This window comes from Emticicia sp. MM, from assembly GCF_001649495.1.
This window is the reverse complement of sequence record NZ_LXHX01000003.1, coordinates 12,877-34,872: the sequence shown is the minus strand read 5'-3', so window position 1 is coordinate 34,872 and position 21,996 is coordinate 12,877. Positions and strand designations below refer to the sequence as shown.

The 21,996-nt window shown below is 37.2% G+C and carries 20 protein-coding genes; 10 read left to right on the top strand and 10 right to left on the bottom strand.

What is annotated here, in order from left to right; all coding sequences use genetic code 11:
• Window positions 1–26 precede the first annotated feature (26 nt).
• Window positions 27–1,073: an A/G-specific adenine glycosylase gene (mutY, locus tag A6M55_RS00375; protein WP_064196095.1), complete on the bottom strand. Its 1,047-nt coding sequence runs from the start codon at window positions 1,071–1,073 to the stop codon at window positions 27–29.
• A gap of 290 nt (window positions 1,074–1,363) precedes the next feature.
• Here mutY and A6M55_RS00370 point away from each other — a divergent pair, with 290 nt between their 5' ends.
• The 4 genes from A6M55_RS00370 to A6M55_RS00355 all read left to right on the top strand — a co-directional run bounded on the left by A6M55_RS00370 (window position 1,364) and on the right by A6M55_RS00355 (window position 5,538).
• Window positions 1,364–1,648 (top strand): HU family DNA-binding protein, encoded by a 285-nt coding sequence (locus tag A6M55_RS00370; protein WP_015029075.1) that lies wholly within the window; start codon window positions 1,364–1,366, stop codon window positions 1,646–1,648.
• Between the two features lie 97 nt (window positions 1,649–1,745).
• Window positions 1,746–2,585: a tetratricopeptide repeat protein gene (locus A6M55_RS00365; protein ID WP_064196094.1), complete on the top strand. Its 840-nt coding sequence runs from the start codon at window positions 1,746–1,748 to the stop codon at window positions 2,583–2,585.
• A 376-nt stretch (window positions 2,586–2,961) separates the two neighbouring features.
• Entirely contained in the window at window positions 2,962–4,512 is a 1,551-nt protein-coding gene (locus A6M55_RS00360; RefSeq protein WP_041694039.1) for an Rne/Rng family ribonuclease, read from the top strand.
• A gap of 168 nt (window positions 4,513–4,680) precedes the next feature.
• A complete protein-coding gene (locus tag A6M55_RS00355) occupies window positions 4,681–5,538 on the top strand; it encodes a DUF1080 domain-containing protein (RefSeq protein ID WP_064196093.1) in 858 nt (285 codons plus the stop codon).
• Between the two features lie 49 nt (window positions 5,539–5,587).
• Here A6M55_RS00355 and A6M55_RS00350 read toward each other — a convergent pair whose 3' ends face one another.
• Window positions 5,588–6,787 carry a multidrug effflux MFS transporter gene (locus A6M55_RS00350; protein ID WP_015029071.1) on the bottom strand — a complete coding sequence of 400 codons (1,200 nt, stop codon included), beginning with the start codon at window positions 6,785–6,787 and terminating at the stop codon, window positions 5,588–5,590.
• A gap of 100 nt (window positions 6,788–6,887) precedes the next feature.
• Entirely contained in the window at window positions 6,888–7,877 is a 990-nt protein-coding gene (locus A6M55_RS00345; protein ID WP_041694038.1) for an aldo/keto reductase, read from the bottom strand.
• 334 nt (window positions 7,878–8,211) lie between these two features.
• Here A6M55_RS00345 and A6M55_RS00340 point away from each other — a divergent pair, with 334 nt between their 5' ends.
• Both A6M55_RS00340 and A6M55_RS00335 read left to right on the top strand, forming a co-directional pair.
• Window positions 8,212–8,649, top strand: a complete 438-nt coding sequence (locus A6M55_RS00340) for a hypothetical protein (protein ID WP_082892877.1) — start codon at window positions 8,212–8,214, stop codon at window positions 8,647–8,649.
• Between the two features lie 149 nt (window positions 8,650–8,798).
• A complete protein-coding gene (locus A6M55_RS00335; RefSeq protein ID WP_064196092.1) occupies window positions 8,799–9,182 on the top strand; it encodes a DoxX family protein in 384 nt (127 codons plus the stop codon).
• Between the two features lie 50 nt (window positions 9,183–9,232).
• Here A6M55_RS00335 and A6M55_RS00330 read toward each other — a convergent pair whose 3' ends face one another.
• The 3 genes from A6M55_RS00330 to A6M55_RS00320 all read right to left on the bottom strand — a co-directional run bounded on the left by A6M55_RS00330 (window position 9,233) and on the right by A6M55_RS00320 (window position 12,584).
• Window positions 9,233–11,485 carry a xanthine dehydrogenase family protein molybdopterin-binding subunit gene (locus A6M55_RS00330; protein WP_064196091.1) on the bottom strand — a complete coding sequence of 751 codons (2,253 nt, stop codon included), beginning with the start codon at window positions 11,483–11,485 and terminating at the stop codon, window positions 9,233–9,235.
• Window positions 11,486–11,507: 22 nt separating this feature from the next.
• A complete protein-coding gene (locus A6M55_RS00325; protein ID WP_015029066.1) occupies window positions 11,508–11,963 on the bottom strand; it encodes a (2Fe-2S)-binding protein in 456 nt (151 codons plus the stop codon).
• A gap of 111 nt (window positions 11,964–12,074) precedes the next feature.
• Entirely contained in the window at window positions 12,075–12,584 is a 510-nt protein-coding gene (locus A6M55_RS00320) for a nuclear transport factor 2 family protein (RefSeq protein WP_015029065.1), read from the bottom strand.
• Between the two features lie 154 nt (window positions 12,585–12,738).
• Here A6M55_RS00320 and A6M55_RS00315 point away from each other — a divergent pair, with 154 nt between their 5' ends.
• Window positions 12,739–13,638, top strand: coding sequence for an AraC family transcriptional regulator (locus A6M55_RS00315; protein WP_064196090.1), 900 nt, complete (start codon window positions 12,739–12,741; stop codon window positions 13,636–13,638).
• A gap of 34 nt (window positions 13,639–13,672) precedes the next feature.
• On the opposite strand, the gene A6M55_RS00310 is transcribed toward A6M55_RS00315, so the two are convergent.
• Window positions 13,673–15,925, bottom strand: a complete 2,253-nt coding sequence (locus tag A6M55_RS00310; protein WP_064196089.1) for a molybdopterin cofactor-binding domain-containing protein — start codon at window positions 15,923–15,925, stop codon at window positions 13,673–13,675.
• Window positions 15,926–16,007: 82 nt separating this feature from the next.
• Here A6M55_RS00310 and A6M55_RS17615 point away from each other — a divergent pair, with 82 nt between their 5' ends.
• The gene (locus A6M55_RS17615; RefSeq protein ID WP_255364393.1) at window positions 16,008–16,133 is read left to right on the top strand and encodes a hypothetical protein; all 126 of its coding nucleotides are present in this window, start codon (window positions 16,008–16,010) and stop codon (window positions 16,131–16,133) included.
• 21 nt (window positions 16,134–16,154) lie between these two features.
• Here A6M55_RS17615 and A6M55_RS00305 read toward each other — a convergent pair whose 3' ends face one another.
• Together A6M55_RS00305 and A6M55_RS00300 are read right to left on the bottom strand one after the other, a co-directional pair.
• Complete coding sequence (locus A6M55_RS00305; protein WP_064196088.1) at window positions 16,155–17,558, bottom strand: Gfo/Idh/MocA family protein; 1,404 nt, start codon at window positions 17,556–17,558, stop codon at window positions 16,155–16,157.
• Window positions 17,559–17,708: 150 nt separating this feature from the next.
• On the bottom strand, window positions 17,709–19,010 hold the full coding sequence (locus A6M55_RS00300) for a TolB family protein (protein ID WP_082892876.1): 1,302 nt from the start codon (window positions 19,008–19,010) through the stop codon (window positions 17,709–17,711).
• Window positions 19,011–19,183: 173 nt separating this feature from the next.
• On the opposite strand from A6M55_RS00300, the gene A6M55_RS00295 reads away from it, so the two are divergent.
• Together A6M55_RS00295 and A6M55_RS00290 are read left to right on the top strand one after the other, a co-directional pair.
• Window positions 19,184–19,900: an NrtR DNA-binding winged helix domain-containing protein gene (locus A6M55_RS00295; RefSeq protein WP_015029060.1), complete on the top strand. Its 717-nt coding sequence runs from the start codon at window positions 19,184–19,186 to the stop codon at window positions 19,898–19,900.
• A 47-nt stretch (window positions 19,901–19,947) separates the two neighbouring features.
• Complete coding sequence (locus tag A6M55_RS00290) at window positions 19,948–20,685, top strand: phytanoyl-CoA dioxygenase family protein (protein ID WP_015029059.1); 738 nt, start codon at window positions 19,948–19,950, stop codon at window positions 20,683–20,685.
• Between the two features lie 63 nt (window positions 20,686–20,748).
• Here the strand turns inward: A6M55_RS00290 and A6M55_RS00285 are convergent, their stop codons facing one another.
• A complete protein-coding gene (locus A6M55_RS00285) occupies window positions 20,749–21,945 on the bottom strand; it encodes an esterase (protein ID WP_064196087.1) in 1,197 nt (398 codons plus the stop codon).
• Window positions 21,946–21,996 lie beyond the last annotated feature (51 nt).

Sequence of the window (21,996 nt, the reverse complement as noted above, 5' to 3'; positions counted from 1 at the left end):
ATTAACCAATTAATTTTCTGATGAAATTATCTGTTTTTCAGATAGTTGTCAATCAAAATTGGTTTAGGTAAATTTTCTATTTCATCCATTGAGTAAAACTCAAAACCCTGCGGTAGTGTTTCTTTTATATTTGCTACAACATGCCAAAATCTCGCCTCAATTCTTTGGTGAGTAAGAATATGCTTCATAGGTTCAGAGGAAGACTTTATCATTCCACTTTTTAAAATATTTTGTACGAAAGTATCTTTAATATCCTCTAAATCAATTAAGCTTTCTTCATTTTCAAGCAAATAAAAATCATAAAGCCCCGCCCAAATATCCCCGCCTAAACGCTGACGCATCAAAACTTTGCCGTCTTGTTCAATCATGAAATAATCGAAATAACGATTTTTCACTTTTACTTTTTTCGACTTTATAGGCAAAATCTGCTGCTTTCCAGTAGCATTCGCCACGCAGCTATCTGCAAAAATGCAAAACATACAGTCAGGATTCGCAGGCGTACAATGCGTAGCCCCAAACTCCATAATTGCCTGATTATGCGTACTCGGATTTTTTACCGAAATCAACTCATTAGCTAATTCGCCAAAAATCTTTTTAGCTTCATGACTCGCAATATCGGTTTCTATACCAAAAACCCTTGCCAAGACCCTAAAGACATTTCCATCAACCACCGCCACTCGCTCATCGAAAGCAAACGAAGCAATAGCAGCTGCGGTATAAGGTCCAATACCTTTTAGTTTAAGTAAATCATGGTAATTATTCGGAAAAACGCCATTACATTTTGCAACAATAATTTTAGCCGTTGTGTGCATATTTCTTGCCCTCGAATAATACCCAAGCCCTTGCCAAAGCCTTAGTACTTCTTGTTCATCAGCATTAGCTAAATCAACTACTGTCGGATATTTTTCTGCAAATTTTTCGTAGTAAGGTAAACCCTGAACTACTCGTGTTTGTTGCAATATTACCTCCGATAGCCAAATCAAATACGGATTTTTGGTATTTCTCCACGGTAGATTTCGCTTGTTTTGGCTGTACCAACCTATTAATTTTTCTGAGAAACTGCTCCTTTCCAAATTTTTATATGGTTTTGAATTAAAATATACTATATATAATTGGCAATGATGGCATTAAAAGTAGGCTATTTAATGTAACTCACTAACTATTAAGTAATTACAAAAAAAATATTTGATTCTTTTTGGCAGAATCTCTTTTAATCCGCTATCTTTGCAAACCCAAAATCAAACCAAAGAGTTTGGATGTATCAAATTGAATTGCTTGTAAACATAAATTGGGGTGTAAAAGTTGTAGTATTTATTTGATACAAATAGAAAGTTAATTTATAATCTTAATAAACGTTTTAATCGTGACTAAAGCAGAAGTTATCGTTGCAATTGCCGACAAAACTGGCGTGGACAAAGCGAGTGTATCCACAACAATTGAATCTTTTTTTGAAATCGTTAAAGACACATTAGCTAAAGGCGATGCAGTTTATGTGAGAGGTTTCGGAAGCTTCGTAAATAAACACAGAGCTGCAAAAAAAGCTCGTAATATTTCGGCTAAAACAACCGTAATGGTTCCAGCTCATTCAGTACCTGGTTTTAAACCATCGAAAGAATTTACTGAACAAGTAAAAGCATCGGTAAAATAATGCTAAAAATCTCTTGATGCTTACCTCAAGATATATCATGGATAGTCATGCAGACTATCCATGATGTCATTTAAGGGTATAACAATCCTCCAAAAACATGAAACGACCCTTCATTATTCTGATTGTTGTTGCGGTAGCCCTGACGGGCTTTCTTTATTCTCGCCCGAAGGTAGTCGTGAAAGACGAAGCCAAAGCCAACCGAGATAAAGTAGCAGAAAATAAGCCTGCTTCAAAACCTGAAGACGATGGCCACGGCCATGAAGAAGAAGCATCTCAAGCTCCAAAACTTTCGGCCGAACAACAAAAACAATTAACAGCACTTCAACAAAAACTTTCATCGGCCAGCGATAAAAATGCTATCTATGAGCAAATTGCAGAGCTTTATGTAAATGCAAACCGCTTTGATAGTGCCGCCGTTTATGCAGAGAAAATTGCGTTGGCCAATCCAACAACCGAAAATTGGATGCGTGCTGGAGATACTTATTATCAAGCATTTACGCTTGCTCTTCGTCAGGAAAATGTACAGAATTTCACCGAAAAGACACGTGCTTGCTACCAAAAAGTTTTAGAGAAAAACCCACGTCAGCTACAAGCTAAAACTAATTTGGCCATGACTTACGTGCAGTCTGACTCGCCTATGCAGGCCATCATGATGCTTCGTGAGGTAATTACGGAAGAACCCAATTTCGAGCCAGCCATTATGAATTTGGGTGTACTCTCAATGCAATCGGGTCAATATGCCAAAGCCGCTGACCGCTTCAAACAAGCCATTCGTATCAATCCCAATAATCTCAATGCCTTGTTGGGTTTGGGCTATAGTTTAATAGAATTAGGTGAAAAGGCACAAGCCCGCACGATTTTTGAAGATTTAAAGAAAAAAGTGAAAGAGCCTACTTTGGTAGAAGAAGTGAACAAGGCTTTGGAGAGTATAAAATAATTTATTATCTTTGCGGTTCGATAAAGATGCCCATAAGTCCAAAAGGGGGACTTTAGAGAAAAGAAAATGTGAAAATCCTCTAAGTTTAGAGGAAAATGAATATAAATATTTTTTTACCGCCTTCTTTTTCTTAGGGAACTGGAGGATTTAATCAATTACTATTATGCCTTGCGGAAAAAAAAGAAAAGGCCACAAAATGGCTACGCACAAAAGAAAGAAGCGTCTTAGAAAAAACCGTCACAAGAAAAAATAATTTTTCTTAAGGATTAATAGTTTCCAAGTTTGAACCTAATCAAGCAGCCAAACTATTAATCCTCCCTTTTCATAGTCATAAAACTTTAATCATTCGTCTAACCTCTTGATTCTATCTCATACTTTGAGTAACGAATTATATATCAGTACCACACAGAAAGGTGATAGAATAGCCCTAGTACAAGATAAAAGGCTAATCGAATATCACTTTGATGAGACGGAACATCAGTTTGCCGTCGGAGACATCTATTTGGGGGTAGTCAAAAAAGTAGTGCAAGGAAACAACGCTGCTTTTGTTGACGTAGGCTATGATAAGGATGGTTTTCTTCACTACAATGAAATCATTTCGTACAATTCTCTCAATAAATTTGTAAAGGATGTCATTGCTAAAAGACCAATAAATTTGCGTCTAAAAAACTTCAAGATGGAACCAGAAATCGAGAAGTTTGGCAAAATCAATGATGTAATTACGAAAAATACTCCCGTACTCGTACAGGTTGTAAAAGAGCCTATTTCTACCAAAGGCCCGCGTCTATCCTGTGATATTTCAATTGCAGGCCGTAATGTGGTACTCGTTCCTTTCGGCAATTCGGTTAATATTTCTAAAAAAATTACTAATAAACAAGAGCGTCAGCGATTACACAAAATGGTGTCATCGGTGAAGCCTGAAAATTTTGCGGTAATTGTTAGAACTGTTGCTGAAGGCAAAGACATGGAAGAACTAAGCAGAGATATTGAGTTTTGTGTAGAAAAATGGGAAGCGGGAATGAAGGCTCTTCGTGATGCTAAACCTCGTGACCGCATCATTAGCGAGATGGATAGAGCGTCTTCTATCTTGCGTGATATGCTCAATGATGATTTTGATAACATCTACGTTGATTCAAAGGAAAGCTTTGATGGAATTAAAAGTTTCTTGCATACGATTGCTCCAGATAAAGAAAAAATCTTAAAGCTTCATACGGGCAAAAACAAACTTTTCGAACAATTCGGCATCGAAAAACAAATCAAATCATTGTTTGGTCGTTCAGTGAGCTTACCAAGTGGTGGATATTTAATTATTGAGCATACCGAAGCATTACACGTAGTTGATGTAAATAGTGGCAATAAATCAACTCAGGAGGAAGACCAAGAATCTACTGCCTTGGCTGTCAATTTAGAAGCCGCTAAGGAGCTTGCCAGACAATTACGCATGCGTGATATGGGTGGAATTATCGTGGTTGACTTCATTGATATGAAGAAAAGCGAAAATCGCCGTATCATTCAAGATGCTATTAAGGAAGAAATGAAGGGCGACCGCTCAAAATATACTATTCTTCCGATTTCTAAATTTGGTTTATTACAAATTACTCGCCAACGTGTTCGTCCAGAGATGAATATCGTTACTCGTGAAACCTGCCCTACTTGCGGTGGCACGGGCTCGATTCAGGCAAGTATTGTAGTAACCGATGTCATTGAAAACAACCTTGATTATATCCTCTCGAAACAAAACGAAAGAGGTATCAGTGTTGTGCTACATCCATTTATCTATGCTTATTACCGAGAAGGCATCATTTCTAAACAAATGCAGTGGTTCTTGAAGTATAAGACATGGGTAAAACTTATCAAAGATTCTTCTATCGGTATCACTGAATTCCATTTCCTCAATAAATTAGGAGATGAAATAGAAATTGGGTGATTTATTATTTACAGTCTGTAAAATTGTATTTTTCTTGACTAAAACCCAATTTTACTTGGATGGCTTTGCTACGCCTTTTTGAAATATTATTGCCACATTTTACTTTTCTTTCGTATCTTTCCAACGAATAAAAATCCTATTTTTCAATCCAACTAAAATGATATTTCAATGAAAAAACTCTTTGTTTTTCTATTATTACCGCTATTAAGCTTTGCACAAGAAATTGACAAAAAAGAATGGAAGCAACTTTTCAATGGTAAAAACTTAGATGGCTGGAAAGTCAAAATCAGAAACTATGAACTCAACAACAACTACGGTAATACTTTTAGGGTAGAAGATGGACTCATGAAAGTAAGATACGATGCCAGTGCTTATCCTGCATTCAACGAGCGTTTTGGACATATTTTCTATAAAGACAAGTTTTCGTACTATAAAATTGCAATCGAATATCGTTTTGTGGGCGATCAAGCCATCGAAGGACCAGGTTGGGCAACTCGAAATAGTGGATTGATGCTTCACTGCCAAAGCCCCGAAAGTATGGGAAAAGACCAAGATTTTCCGATTTCAATCGAGGTTCAGTTTTTGGGTGGTTTAGGTAAAGGTACTCGAACAACTTGTAATGTATGTACGCCCGGAACAAATATTGTATATAATAATAAACTTGATACTCGTCATTGCATCAATTCGACATCGAAAACTTATGATGGAGACCAGTGGGTAAGAGCAGAAGTGGAAGTTTTGGGCGACTCAGTGGTGAGACACTTTGTGAATGGAGAGAAAGTATTAGAGTACCTCAAACCACAAATTGGAGGTGGAAATGTGAGTGGGCATGATGAAAAATTAATGTCGGAAGTAAAATTATTGAAAGAAGGCTATATTTCACTACAGAGTGAAAGCCACCCGATTGATTTCAGAAAGGTTGAGGTATTAAACCTTTGTGGCTGCACCGACCCTAAAGCCACAAATTATAAATCTTACTTTGTGAAATCTGATAACTCGACATGTACATATAAAAAGAAAAAATAGTTTGTATTTCCTTCATAAAAAAAAACAAATAAAGGCTTCAATGAAGCCTTTATTTGTTTTTAGCAACAATATTATTATTCCCAATCTTAAAAACGATTAAACCTAGTGAAGCACATCCAGCCATTACTCCCAACATCGGCAAACTTGTTCCATTACTAATAAATCCAACCATAGCCGCCGATAACGAACCAATCGCCATTTGCAAAGAGCCCATTAATGCCGAAGCACTCCCTGCTTCCTTTGAAAAAGGCATTAAAGCCAATGCGGAAGAATTAGGGAAGCTGAATCCTTGACAGCATAAGAATAAGAAAATAAGAATGAGTGTACCGTAGAGATTCAGTAGGTTGAAAGCACTCAAGGTTAATAGTAATAAGCCAAGAATAGTTTGGATTGACAAAGCAACATTGATAATTTGTTGAGAACTAAAGCGTCTTAATGCCAAATTATTGATTTGACTACTTAGAATTAATCCTCCAGCCAAAACCCCAAAAATAATTCCATACTGTTGTTCACTTACCTTAAATATCTCCATAAATACAAAAGGTGAACCAGATAAATAGGCGTAAATTGCCCCTGAAACCAACGAACCTGCTACCGAAAACGTAATAAATTGTGGGTTTCGAGCAATTCCCCAAAATACTTTGGTTACATGCTCGGGTTTTAAAGAAATAGAATCATCGGCCTTCTTACTTTCTGCTAATAAAAATAAAACGGCTAAAAACAGTACAACTCCAATAATAGCTTGTAGCCAAAAAACTGAATGCCAACCCATAGTTGTTATCATCAAGCTGCCAACTGAAGGAGCAATAATGGGCGAAACCCCAAGAATTAGAATAAGCGTAGAAAATATTTTAGCACTTTCTTGAATAGGAAAAGTATCACGAACGATAGCTCTCGGAGTAACCATACCTACGCATCCTCCCAAAGCTTGTAAGAAACGAAAAACTACCAACATTTCGAGCGAGGTGGAAACTGCACAACCCATCGAAGCCAAAACGTAGATTACCAGCCCTACAATTAAAGGCTTTTTACGACCAAAACGATCGAGCAAGGGGCCATAAAGCATTTGTCCAATCGAAATACCTACGAAAAAGCTTGATAATGAATAAGAAACATCATCGACTGAAACGTGTAAATCGGAAGCCATAATCGGGAAACCCGATAAATAAGTATCAATTGAAAATGCTCCTATGGCTGAAAGTAAACCAAGAATAATTATTAATAAAAAGCGATTATTATTTTTGTCCATTTAAGCGTTTCTCTTAGAAGAGTATGATAAATAAAAGATAAATGCCACTAATACACCTTTTTGAGTGGATTAATGGCAATATAACTTAGAGTTTGCTGCTTTACAACCCTGTTGCTTTTTCTTGAGCCTCCGTATATCGAGTTCCAACCACTTTTACAGCTTCTGAGGCCATCGTTAATTCGTTGATTTCCGCTGTTGAAAGTTGGATATTAGCTGCCCCAATATTTTCAATCAAACGATGAAGTTTGGTTGTTCCTGGAATCGGAACAGTCATTGAGTTTCTTGCCAAAACCCAAGCCAAAGCTATTTGAGCGTTTGTAGCATTATGCTTTTGTGCAAAACCTGCAATCACATCAACCAATGCTTTGTTAGCCATGCGAGCCTCTTCGGTAAACCTCGGAATGATTGCACGAATATCTTGCGGTTCAAACTTACGCTTCTCATCAATTGTGCCCGTCAAGAAACCTTTTCCTAGTGGACTAAATGGAACAAAACCAATACCTAGTTCTTCGATAGTAGGAATGATTTCTATTTCGTGATTACGTGTCCAAAGTGAGTATTCGCTTTGCAAAGCCGAAACAGGCAAAACCGCATGGGCTTTTCGAATGGTGTTGGCTCCCGCCTCCGAAAGTCCAAAATATTTCACTTTTCCTGCCTGAATCAAATCTTTCACTGTTCCTGCTACGTCTTCGATGGGCACTTTAGGATCAACTCGGTGCTGATAAAGCAAATCAATACATTCAACACCTAATCTTTGTAAAGAAGCATCTACTACACTTCGGATGTTATCGGGGTGAGAATTTACTCCCACCATTTTTCCATCTTGGATATCAAAACCAAACTTTGTGGCAATGATAATACCTTGATTTTTGAATGGTTTTAAGGCTTCACCTACAATTTCTTCATTATTATATGGCCCATAGACTTCGGCCGTATCGAAAAATGTAATTCCTTGCTCAACAGCATCTCTGATAAGTTTTATTGAATCTTCTTTCGGTGGAAAAGGAGCATAAGAAAAACTCATTCCCATACAACCTAAGCCAATGGCCGATACTTCAAGGCCTTGATTTCCTAATTTTCTTGTCTGCATATTAGTATATTTAACCATGACAAAGTTCTGAAACTTTGTCATAGTTTTCTAACCAATTTCAAACAGATTCTTATGAAAATCAAACAAATCTACACTTTTCTAAACTCTTGAAAGTATTTCAAAAAATAGTATATTTAGAGCCTCAATTAAACACCAAATTCACATGGACTTTCTAGAAAGTAACTGCTACTATCATATCTATAATCGTGGCATTAATAGCACCAATTTATTTATTCAAGAAAAAAACTAAACCTTCTTTTTAAGCAAATATGCACTCTACCTCTCTGACTATGTTGATACTTATGCCTATTGCTTGCTAAAAAATCATTTCCATTTGCTGATTAGAGTAAAAGAAGAGACAACAATTAGAAGTTTAACCGAAAATAGAAGCTTCCAAAATGAAGGACTTCATAGTATCGAACATATTATCAGTAAACAATTTGCTAAGTTGTTTAGTAGCTATACTCAAAGTTTCAATAAGATTTACAACCGAACGGGAAGTTTATTTGAAACACCTTTTAAGCGAAAACAAATTAATAGTGATGCATACTTAACTCGTACAATAATATATATACATCAAAACCCTCAAAAACATAGTTTTGTAACAGATTTCAAAGACTATACTCACTCATCGTATCATAGTTTTTTAAGTACACAACAAACCAAACTGGCTAGAAATGAAGTGTTGCAATGGTTTGGTTCTGAAAAATGGTTTATTAAAAATCATTTTAGTATTCAAAATGAAAATCAAAATTTCGTTGTTGAATTATAATATTCAATCGTTTTTACCTTTTTATCTTTGATAAAGTTTAAAACTTTGTCAAAGATAAAAACCAACTATCAATAATTTTCTTCTCAATTACTTGTAAATATCCACCTCAAAAGCTATCTTTCTTTAAGAAAACTCTAAACCTAATTATTATGAACATTTCAAAAAGTCGCCTGTACACCTCCTATGGTCTGCAGGGAATTATTTCAATTATGTTCCTTTTAGGAGCAACTAATAACCTTTTACAGACCGAATCAGCTGTTAAAGCAGCCACAGATTTTGGTTATCCTGCTGAAAGTGTCATGTATCTTGGCATTATTTTACTTATATCCACAGTTCTATTTGCCTATCCAAAAACTACTTTTTTAGGTGCACTCTTCATAACAGCTTGGCTTGGTGGAGCGGTAGCTACACACATTATTCACAAAGACACTCCCGGTATGATATTTGCCCCAGTTATATTCGGTATATTAGTTTGGTTTAGTATCTGGCTAAGAGATGAGCAATTACAAGGAATTTTTCCAATGAAAAAGTAAAGGTTAAAAATTCAAAGAAAAAAGAGGGTCAATATTGACCCTCTTTTTTCTTACGACTTAGTCTTAGGCTGTTCGCTTGTAAATGGCTGGTTATAATAGCGTTGACCTGTTGTTTTAAACAAAGCATTCGCTACCGCTCCAAAAACTGGTGGAAATGGTGGTTCACCAAGACCTGTTGGGTCGATATCGTTTTCTACAAAATGAACATCTATTTTTTTCGGAGCTTCATTATGGCGAATCATTCGATAATTATGGAAATTACTTTGCTCAGCAGCTCCATCTTTATGTGTTAAAGCTCCATAAAACGATTGCCCGATTCCATCTACCACAGCACCTTGCACCATATTTCGGGCGGCATCTGGATTTACAACTACACCACAATCAACCGCTGAAGTTACCGATTCTACAAAAGGTTGTCCATCACGCATTACCATATCTACCACGTGGCCAGCATAAGAAGCATGACAGAAATAGGCGGCTACCCCACGTTTTTTAGCTGCATTTTCGGGTTTTCCCCAACCTGATTTTTCTTTCAATAATTCTAAAACACCAATGTATCGGTCGGCATCATAGTCATTGTTTTTGCCAACTGGATTTGTCTTTGCTTTTTTCAGTAATTCAAGACGCATCTCGATTGGGTCTTTACCCATTGCTTCGGCCAATTCATCCAAAAACGATTGTTCGGCAGCCGCATTAAAGTTAGAACGAGGGGCTCTAAAAGCACCAATCGTAATGTTTGAGGGAATTTCCCAGCCTTCGGCTAAATAATTATCTACTGCTCCCGCTGGAAAACGATTGGCATGAACCGGATTTTCAGGAATTCCACCACCTTTTACATGAAAAGCAATTAGATTTTTATTGGCATCGAGTGCGGCACGATAGGTAGCCGTGTACATTGGGCGATAAATACCGTAACTCATATCGTCTTCACGGGTATAAATTAGCTTAATAGGGGCTTTCATTTTCTGAGAAATACGAGCAGCCTCATACACATACGAGCCATACGCCCGACGCCCAAAACCTCCACCCATGCGAGTCATCTGAATTTCGATTTTATCAGGAGGTAGGTTTAGAATCTTTGCGAGCGATGGTTCTACCCAACCTGGTGCTTGCAAAGGCCCAGCTACCAAAGCTTTATCTTCTTGTACATGAGCAAAGAAGTTCATCGGCTCCATTGTATTATGTGCCAAAAACGGTGCATTGTAAGTTCGTTCGATAATTTGTGCAGCGTTCTTGAATGCCGCTTCTGGGTCGCCATCTTTGCGGAGTTGTTGAGCTGGTTTCTTGGCATACTCGGCCATCATTTCCAACTGATTGCTGGTGGTTTCTAATCTTCCAGGAACTATCTTTTCAGTTTTTCCGCCTCTGCCCATCATTGTATCTTTCACATCGCCAGCAGCTTCCCATTGAGCATTTATTTTTTTGCGGGCGTTCATGACTTCCCAAGTAGAGTTACCCACAATCGCAATCATTTCGTTGAAAGCACGGGTATCAAAACCAGCTTGCTCAAAGCCATCATCATATAGTTTTATGCTAAATATATCTTTGATACCAGGCATTTTTTTAGCGGCTGTGGCATCAAACGATTTGAGTTTCATACCAAATGCTGGCGGATGTTGAATCATAGCAATCAACATTCCATCTACACGATAATCCATTCCGAAAAGAGGTTTGCCCGTAACTACTTTTACCCCTTCGGTATTTTTCTTTGATTTTCTTACAATCGAAAAATCTTTAGGAGCTTTTAGTTTTACATCTTTCGGAATCGCCAAAGTTGCCGCTTTGGCTGCCATTTCGCCATATTTTGCCGATTTTCCACTCGAATGCGATAACACACCTGCTTTAGTTGTGATTTCGGAAGCCGAAACACCCCAAGTTTGTGCCGCCGCCTCAATAAGCATTTGACGTGCCGCTGCTCCTGCATTTCTGAGTGGTTTCCAATACATTCTGACAGAGTTACTTCCACCCGTAAACTGTGGCCCGTACTTCACATTATCGTGTGTACCCATTTCAACGACCACATTTTTCCAATCACAATCCAATTCTTCGGCCACCATCATAGGCAGAGAAGTCATCACATTTTGTCCAAATTCGGGGTTTGGAACCAAAATTTTTATCACGTTATCGGGTGTAATCTTGATATAGGCAGCAAGTTCACTCCAAGTTTCAGTCAAATTTAATGAGGCTACTTTTTCAGCGGCTTTTGCCTCCGAAAACCAGCTAAAACTCAACATCATTCCCCCTCCTGCCAAGGCAGAAGATTTGAGAAATGAACGTCTATCAATATTTTTAGTATTTTTCATTCTTCAAATTTTGGTTAAATGTTTACTTTTTAGCAGCAGCTTTGATAGCCTCTTTGATTCGGAGATAAGTTCCACAACGGCAAATATTACCACTCATATAAGCGTCAATTTCTTCATCGGTCGGATTTGGATTACTTTTTAGTAGAGCCGCTGCAGACATGATTTGTCCAGATTGACAATAACCACATTGAGCCACATCGTGTTCGAGCCAAGCTTTTTGCACTGGATGAGAAGCATCAGCCGAAAGCCCTTCGATAGTTGTAATGGCACCTTTTCCTACTGCCGAAACTGGCAAACTACATGAACGTACAGCATTGCCATCGAGGTGAACAGTACAAGCTCCGCACTGAGCCATACCGCAGCCAAATTTAGTACCCGGCATATTCAGGTGGTCACGCAAAACCCACAAGATAGGAGTTGAAGGGTCAACATCAATTTGTTGAGTTTTCCCATTTATTTTTAAAGAATACTTTGCCATAATTTAATTAAGAATGAGTGAGTGAATTATTCACAATACAAAAATCTATTTAAAACCCTGAAAAAAACAACGTTTTTCAAACAAATAATTACGAAATTCAAACATATAAAATTACTCGCTAAGGAGTTGTGAATTACGCCAAGTAAAGTTAGATTTTCTATTGGCTATCAACCATTTACCTTTAATCTTTACATATTCATCATTGTAAATAACACCCATATCGTTTTTCATCCTTTTTCCATTTTGCACTCCAATCAATGAAACTGAACAATAGGCAATACCCGTAGCTTTATCTCCAGTAATTGTTATAGTTTGTTGTCCGTTGATATGATATACTACTTCAAAAAGGCTAAGAAAGCCCTCAAAGGCATCACCAATTTGCTTTTTACCTGATAATACTATTGCTTGACCGTTGTTTACTGATTCTACTTTGGCATCTTCTGTGAAAAGCAACATTTGGTTGACAATATCTTTTCTATCTGCTAAAACAGAAAACTCATCTACTAAGGCTTTCAAAGCTAAACGGTCTTCTATTTCTTGCAGGCGTTGTTCGGTTGTTTTTTGAGCGTAAGTCATTGTTAAAAAGCTTGAAAGAACAAGTAATAAAAAATATTTTTTCATTTTCCCGAGAATTTAGTTTTAAATTTCTTATGCAAAATTCTGAATATTATCATGGCTTTTCTTATACAAATTCCTGTTTTTGCTACCACTTTTCCCGAAACTAACACTTAATATGACTGAAAGAAGGTAAATTTGTTTTCATAAAAAAAGCAATATGAAAGAAATAGTGAAACTCGGAAATATTGAAGAAATCAATAAATTTAATGGCATTCAAACGGGTAATCCATTGGTTACGATTGTAGATTTATCAAAATCTGGAGCTGGTCCTGCGATGAAAGTACATTTTGAATTGTACAGTATTTTCTTGAAAGATGCCAAATGTAGTGCCATGAAATATGGGCGTAATTACTATGATTATCAAAGCGGCACATTGGTTTTTATTGCTCCTGGTCAAGTGGTAGAAATTGAGGAGGTAAATGAAAAGGGCTTGCATCAACCTTCGGGTATAGTCTTATTTTTTCACCCCGATTTGATTCGAGGAACTTCATTGGGGCAAAACATGAAAGACTATACTTACTTTTCGTACCATGTAAACGAGGCATTGCATATCTCGGAAAAAGAGCGACTTTTTGTTCTGGATTGTTTTGAGAAAATTCAAACCGAAATTGACCGCCCCATTGATAAGTACAGCAGAAAACTTATTGCCAATACGATTGAACTATTCTTAAATTATTGTATTCGTTTTTATGACCGCCAGTTTATCGTCAGAGAACAAGCCAATAAAGGTATGGTTGAAAAATTTGAAACCCTATTAGACAACTATTTCAATTCTGATAAATTAGCTATCGAAGGTTTGCCAACAGTTGCTTATTGTGCTGAAAAATTAAATATTTCAGTAAAGTATTTTGGAGATTTAATCAAGAAAGAAACAGGCAAATCTGCCTTAGAATTTATCCATTTAAAACTTCTCGAAATTGCTAAAGAACGAATTTTTGACACAACAAAATCTGTCAGTGAAATTGCTTACGAATTAGGGTTTAAATATCCACAGCATTTTACTCGTTTTTTTAAGCTAAAAGTAGGAGTTACCCCCAATGAATATCGCATGAATTAAATTTTTAAAGATAAACTTACAAAAATCAAACAATCTAAATACTTTCTCCAAAAGGTTGATTATACAAACGCTTGCCAGTAGCTTTATAAAGGGCATTTGCCAAAGCCGCATGAACAGGTGGATAAGCAGGTTCGCCCATTCCTGTTGGGTCTTCAGTATTTTCTACAAAAAATACCTCAATAACTTTAGGAGCTTCGTTGTGGCGAATCATGCGATAATTATGAAAATTATTGGCATCGGGTACGCCTTTTGTAAAAGTCATTTTTCCGTACATAGCAGCTCCAACAGCATCAACGATGCCCCCTTCTGCCATGTTTTTGGCGGCATCGGGGTTTACGACAATTCCACAATCAATAGCACACCAAACTTTATTTATTTGTGGTGCACCTTCTTTCATCTCTAAGTCAAGTACGTGGGCAGCATACGAATCATGACAGAAATAGGCTGAAAAACCTAATTTCTTGCTTGTTTTTGTGGCCTCCCAATTAGATTTTTCTCGCACTAACTCTAATACTTTTATGAATCTACTGGCATCATAATCGTTGTTTTTACCTACTGGATTATCTTTGGCTCGGTTCAATAAACCTATTCTGAAAGCAATCGGGTCTTTACCTGCTACTTCGGCTACTTCATCAAGAAAAGACTGTTCGGCAGCAGCCATAAAATTAGAATGTGGAGCTCTGTAAGAACCCACAGTTATATTGGTATCAATTGTAAAATCTTCGGCCAAATAATTATCAATTGCTCCAGCAGGAAAACGATTTGCTGCAAGTGGACTCTGAGGCATTCCTCCTACTTTTACATGAAAACCAATCAAATTATTATCGGCATCGAGTGCTGCTCGGTATTTTGCGGTGTATGTGGGGCGATAAATTCCAGCGGTCATGTCGTCCTCACGGGTGTAAATCAATTTTATGGGTGCTTTAACTTTTTGTGAAATCAATGCAGCCTCTACTAACCAATGAGCATACGAACGTCGGCCAAAACCGCCACCCAAACGAGTCATTTTTATGTCAATTTTCTCTAAAGGAATTCCCAAACGAGCAGAAAGTGTTTGTTCGGTAAATTCGGGTTTTTGTAGCGGCCCTGACAAAAGAACTTTTTCTTCAGTTACATGAGCGAAGAAGTTCATGGGTTCCATACAATTATGTGCTAAGAATGGAGCATTATAGGTTCGCTCTACTACTTTTGCTGCATTTTTGAAAGCATTTTCTATATCTCCATCTTTTCGACGAACATTTGCTGGTTTAGCTAATCCTTCGGCTAATTTTGCTGCGTGGTTGGTTGAATTTTCTAAACCTGCGGGTATTTTTTCTTCTGTTTTTCTACCCATCATATTACGTTTTTGGGTAAAAGCGGCTTGTTCTTCCCAACTTACTTTTAAAGCCTTTTTAGCTTGCATTACCTCCCAGGTGCTATTGCCTACAATCGCCACTACTTCGTTAAATTGGGTCGTATCAAAGAATGTTTTTTCGTAATCATTATTAAAAATTTTGATAGGAAAAACACCCTTAATTCCTTTCATTTTCTTGACTATTGCTTCATTTTGAATACTTTTGAAAGTTAAACCCATTGCAGGTGGGTGTATAATCATGGCTATCAACATTCCATCTACTTTGGTATCTATTCCAAAAAGAGGTTTTCCTGAAACAATTTTCTCCAAATCTACATTTCGCTGACTTTTTCCGATGATTTTGAAGTCTTTTACATTTTTTAATTTTACTTCTTTCGGTACTGAAATTTGAGCGGCAGCGGTTGCCATCTCTCCATATTTTGCAGATTTACCAGAGTTTTTATGGTAAATAACGCCCAAATTTGTGATAATTTCTTCTACTGGGACATTCCACGTTTTAGCTGCTGCTTCTATAAGCATTTGGCGAGCTGCTGCACCTGCTGTCCGTAAGGCTTTCCAGCCTTGATGGATAGCTTGACTACCACCAATAAACTGTCGGGTAAAATGTTTGGTATCTAAATCGGCTTGCTCAATTATGATTTTAGAGAAATCAACGTCTAATTCTTCAGCAACAATCATTGGCATCGAGGTCTTGACGCCTTGCCCACCTTCGGGATTGGGTGCCATGATTTTGATTATGTTATCTGCCGTAATTTTTACAAATCCGTTGAGTTCATTGAAATCAAGCGGCAGATTAGCTAATTGTGAATTATCAACCGACTTGCCGAGTGAATTTATACTTGACAAAAAACTGATACCAAGCATAAATCCACCTCCCGAAAGAGTAGAAACTTTAAGAAATGAACGACGATTGATATTTTTTGTGTTTTGCATGTTTTTAGGTTTCAAACTAATGTTTCTTTAACTAATCATGAACCGACATAATAAATTACTCAATTTACAAAAATCTACATAAATGTCTGTAAAAAACAATGTTTTTCAAATAGAAACTTACGAAAAACAAACAGATGGCGATTTATTCTTAAAGATTTTGGATATAAAACAATCATCAACAAAAACGCCATCAATAACTGAATACTGATGGCGTTTCTATTGGGTGAATCTATGCTTTCAATTTCAGATTCACTGGGTCCCACTTGATAATTTTTTTACTAAGATAACTTTCATTACAAGATAGTGCTGGAGCGGCAGCTCTAAAACCAAACTCAGCATCTTCAACTACTTGTTTTCCTGTACGAATGGCATCAAAGAAATTAGTAAAATGGTCTAAATGGTCATCGTAGCCATCGGGAGCTTTAAAGATAATATCCTCTTTAGTTTTTCTTTTACGTTGCTCTGTTGTCCATTTAGCGTTGTATTCGGCAGTCATTTCGTCTTGCATACTTTTCGAGAAAGTAAAGACCGAATCGTAGCCACCAAAACCTGGGGCTTCGGGCATCAGACTATGTTTTATCGAAATATTATTGCCTTGCACTCTAATAACTCCCTCTGAACCAACCAATTGAATAATTTCCTGACCACCAGTACCACTAATAAAGTTTACTTGTAAGGTCATCTGAAAAGCTGGATGCTCTGGGCTATCAGGATACTGCATCACACCCGACATCACATCTGGGAGATTTCGTCCATCTTTCCAATAGCTAAACTGGCCAGTACTGTATATCGTCTCAGGGCCTTTTGAATTAGTCATGAAATGACTTCCACTTAGTAAATGGATGAATAAATCTCCAGCTACGCCCGTGCCTACTTCTTTGAAAGCTCTCCACCAGAAGAATTTTTTAGCATCAAAAGCCATTTTTTCGGTAGCTTCAATAAATTTTCCCCAGTTCGTTGTCATGGCATCAGCATCTTTCGGAATGGTGTATTCCCACGCCCCAATCGAGCTCTGGCGGTCATACACTGCATTTACCATGTTGAGTTTTCCGATTTCACCAGCAGCCAACAATTCTTTGGCTTTGGCATAACCAATACTACTTACACGTTGGCTACCCACTTGAAATACTTTCCCCGATTTTTTAGCGGCGGCCATTACAGGATATCCTTCACTAATTTTATAAACCATCGGTTTTTCGCAATAAACGTGTTTTCCTTTCGCCAAAGCATCTAAGGCAATTCGAGCGTGCCACACATCATGCGTACAAATCAGCACAGCATCAATGTCTTTTTTATCTAAAATATCTTTGTAATTATTGGTAGTGAAAAGCTCTTTACCAAATTGCTCCTTGGCATTTTCAAGTCTGCCATTGTATAAATCGCAGATACCTGCCAATTCAACCCCCGGTACTTTTAGAGCAGTACGTAAATCAAAATGCCCTTGAACACCGTAGCCAATAACACCAATTCTGATTTTATCATTAGCTGTAATTTTTTTCTCATACTGTAAAATTCTCTCTTCTGCTTTTGCTTGATTAGCAAAAGAAGTCAAGGGCGATGAAGCCGCCACCAAGCTGGTAGCACCTATTTGTTGTAGAAACTTCCTACGTGAATTTGAATTGTCGTTTTTCATGTTTTGATTATAGAGTTAAATAGTTTTTATTTATTGGGAGTGTTGCCACATTATAGAGACAAGGCGACCGTCGCTCGGCATGGCTTGTCTCTACTCTACGTCGACGAAAACAGCAGATTACAATGATTTTAGCAATGAATTTAAACCAAATTATTTCACAGAATAACTCACAAACGCTATTTTCTTGCTATCGGCACTCCACGAAGGTACATTGATGGTGCCTTGTCCACCAAAAAAAACAGGCGTTAGGTCTTTTATTTCCTTTGTTTTTACATCCATTAGGCGGAGTTTCACTTGCTTTCCAAACAAATGTGCTTGCTTTTCATCTGACATATACGAAATATAGGCAATCCATTTACCATCAGGCGATGGGTGAGCAAACCAATTTGAATTTTCATCGAATGTCAATTGTTCGGGATTCGAACCATCGGCCTGCATTCGCCAAATTTGCATGTGTCCAGTTCGATACGAATTAAAATAAATATACTTGCCATCTGGTGAATAATCTGGGCCATCATCTAAACCTTCGCTATCTGTCAATCTTTTTTCAGCTCCTCCTTCTGTACTAATCGTGTATATGTCATAATTTCCATTTCGTTCTCCGCAATAAGCTAATGTTTTTCCGTCGGGAGTCCACCCATGCCAATACGAAACCACTTCTGGGGTTATTCTTCGAGGCTCACCTCCACGAATCGGTAATATAAATATAGCCGACTTATAACGCTTAGGCGAAGGGTCATCTTTCACATTATGACTTACCACCAACCACTTCTTATCTGGTGAAATTCCGTGGTCATTATTACAAGCTGTTGCAAAACCAGTATTAAGCAAATTCAATTTTTTCGAATTCAAATCTAATGTATAAATTTTACCCAAACTATTTAAAATCAAATAATTATCTGGGTGCCAATTGGGAGCTTCGAAATGCTTATTTATTGAGAGAATGGTTTCGATATGGCCATTTGTAATATCTACTGTATGAATAAAACTCGTCGTATCAGTTTTGGGTGTTTCACGATTATAAAAATGAGCCGATTGGCCTACTAATTTCCAGTTTCCAGCAATTTTCTCTAAAAGTCTAACTTCACGAGATAGTGTTTCTTTTCCTTCTTTACTTATTGAAACCTCATCATGGCTTACCCAAGCCGTATTACCGCTTACACTCATATCATGATTAGAATGTACCGAAAATCCACCTCCACCCATTAAATTCACAGGCGGATTCTGCATCATAGAAGTCGAAGCAACCCTACTTTTGCCATCTGCTGATGAGTTGAAAATTCTCCCTTTAGGCCTTGCTACCCAGCAGTCGGTAAAGCCTTTCACATCGCCTTTACGCCAAGCGACACCTTCTTTTTCTAACAATCGAATAATGGCTAATGAATCTTTCGAGATTTGAGCCTTCGTGCCTAAGCTACTTAGTATCAGCACAAATAAGATGAGTTTTTTCATGTTTGTAAGTATAAAATTGAATAGATGATTCAAATGTAATAAGTAATTTTTATTTTCTAAAAAAAAGAAAATAAAAAAATCACAATAATTTATTTGAATAGTATTATTCTCAGTATTTTAAAATGCGATTAGATAAATGTACTTTTGCAAGCAGCATTAAGTATTCAATAAAAATGAAGGAGTTCGGAACTGAAAAATACATTGCCAATCTTTCGATTGATTGCGTGATATTTGGATATGAAAATAAAGAATTAAAGGTTTTGATAGCCAAGAAAAAAATTGGTGAAGGAATTTGGAATCTACCTGGTGGCTATATTATGAAAACAGAGAGTATTGAAAACGCCGCCAACCGAATTTTGAAAGAGCGTACTAATCTCGAAAATATCTATTTAGAACAATTTCGAGTTTTTGGAAATGAAAATCGAATCATTAAAAGTAAATATCGGGAATTATTATTACCCTATATTACTCAAAAATATAACGAGGCAGATGCCGAATGGATAACAGACCGCTTTATTTGTATTGGTTTTTATGCATTAGTAGAAATCAGTAAAGTAAACCCGCAAGTAGGCGAACTTGATGAATGTGTTGAATGGATAAATATAAAAGATATTCCAGAAATGATGCACGACCACAACGAAATACTAAGTTATGCCCTTGAGGCTCTCCAACAAAACCTTGATAGAAAGCTCATTGGGTTTAATTTATTGGCCGAAACATTCACGATGAAGGAAGTGCAAGAACTTTATGAGGCCGTGTATGACCGACCTTTTGCCATGAATAATTTTCAGAAGAAAATTCTCGATTTAGACGTACTCGAACGCCTCGAAAAAAAATTCACAGGTGCACAAAATAAAGCACCGTATTTATACAGGTTCAAAAAAGCATAATTAAATGCTTTAACACAGTATTATATTTATTTTTTATCGTTGAAACTATGCTTACAAAAGAAGAAATTGATTTTTTAGATGAAAATGGCTATCTTAATTTAGGCCAACTTTTGAGTAAAGAGCAAGTCAAAGAAATTAATGATAGGTTGGCAGCTATTCAAGAGCATGAAGGAGAGAATGCTGGTGCTGAATTGGCTGAATCAAAATATATTCGTCACCCAAAAGAAGAAGGTGCTGACCGACTCGCCGACTTGGTAAATAAAGGACAAGTTTTTGATATTTTTTATACGCACCCAAGAGTTTTGGCAGGAATTGAAGCCGTATTAGGGCAAGCATATAAATTATCGTCGTTGAATTATCGAGCCGCAAAACCCGGCAAAGGACACCAAAAGCTACACGTTGACTATAAAAATGCGGTAGCCAACGGCCATTATAAAGTTTGTAATAGTATATGGTTATTAGATGATTTTACGGAACTAAACGGCTCGACACGAATTGTACCTAAAACCCACAAATTGAGTATTTTACCAGATGAAGCAATGGCCGATACCAACGAAAAACATCCCGATGAGATTCGTATAATTGCTCCCGCTGGGTCGGTATTCATTTTTAATTCACACGTTTGGCATGGAGGAACAACCAATCATACGGCACACGACCGCCGCAGCGTTCATAGTTATTTCTGTACCCGTGACCAACCTCAGCAAATTGACCAGAAGCGATATATTACCCAAGAAACTCTTGAAAGAATTGGAGAAAAAGGCAGACAAGTTTTGGATGTATGATAAATAAAAACATGAATCGGCAGAAATCTGATTGATATGCTTTCTGCCAATTCATAAAAGATGTTATTTGAATAGTTTCGGAGCAAAATCGGCCAAATAAATTCGCCAAAGCTTCCATATATGCCCTTCGCCTGTTTCTAAATATTCATACTTCATTCCCAAACCATCGAGTTTTTTTCTGAAATCAACATTGGCTTGATACAGAAAATCATCTCTCCCAATTGCTATATAATAGAGTTTTAGGCCATTCTCTTTCTGTATTTTTAAGGTAGCATCTATATTGCTATATACTTTACCAGTAGCATCTTCACGTGGCATTAATGCTGCTGAATAAAGTCCAACGTAATCGAATGTATTTGGAAAATATCGGCTGATGTGCATCGTATGAAATCCACCCATCGAAAGTCCAGCAATCGCACGATTTTGCTTATCAGCTTTCACTCGAAAAGTCTTTTCAACATAATTGATAATATCCATGAAATTGGCTTCGTATTCACCGTTCATCGAGCGTGGCAATAAAAATTCTGGTTTATAAAAGCCCTCTTTTCCTTGTCCATAACCACCATCTTGCACTACATTTCCATTGGGCATCACCACAATCATCGGCTTTGCTTTTCCTTGAGCAATCAAATTATCAAGAATCTGAACTGCACGCCCATGTGCTGCCCACGAATCTTCATCACCACCAGCACCGTGCAACAAATAAAGAACGGGATATTTTTCGGCAGATTGCTCATAACCCGCTGGTGTATAAACAGTTAGCCTTCTATTCATTTTTAATCCTGCTGACGGATACCAGCAATGCGTAACCGAACCGTGCGAAACATCATTAGTTTTATACAAATCAGCACGACCATTTCCTACGATAAACACATTGGTTAAGGCCGCTGCATTTCTGAAAGCATAAGGACTGTTAGCATCATTAGTTCTGATACCATCTACAAGAAAGGTATAACTATAAAGCTCTGATTCAAGTGGTTTTGAGGTATATGTCCAAAGTCCGTTTTTATCTTTGGTTAAATTAATGGTACCTGGGCCATCTTGTAAACCAAAACGAGTTTTTACTTTTACAGGAGGCAGAAAATCGGAAGTAAGCTGAACAGAATCTGCATGAGGAGCAAAAAATCTAAACGTTACCGTCCCATCCTTGTTTACTTCGGGAGAGATAATATTTTCTAATTCTTTCGGAATTTCTTGTGCAAAACCACCTTTTAGGCCAAGAAATACAATAAATAATAGGAGTGTTAGTTGTTTTTTCATGTATGTAGTTGTGCCACAAGGCATCAATAAATTTATATCTTGTGGCACATT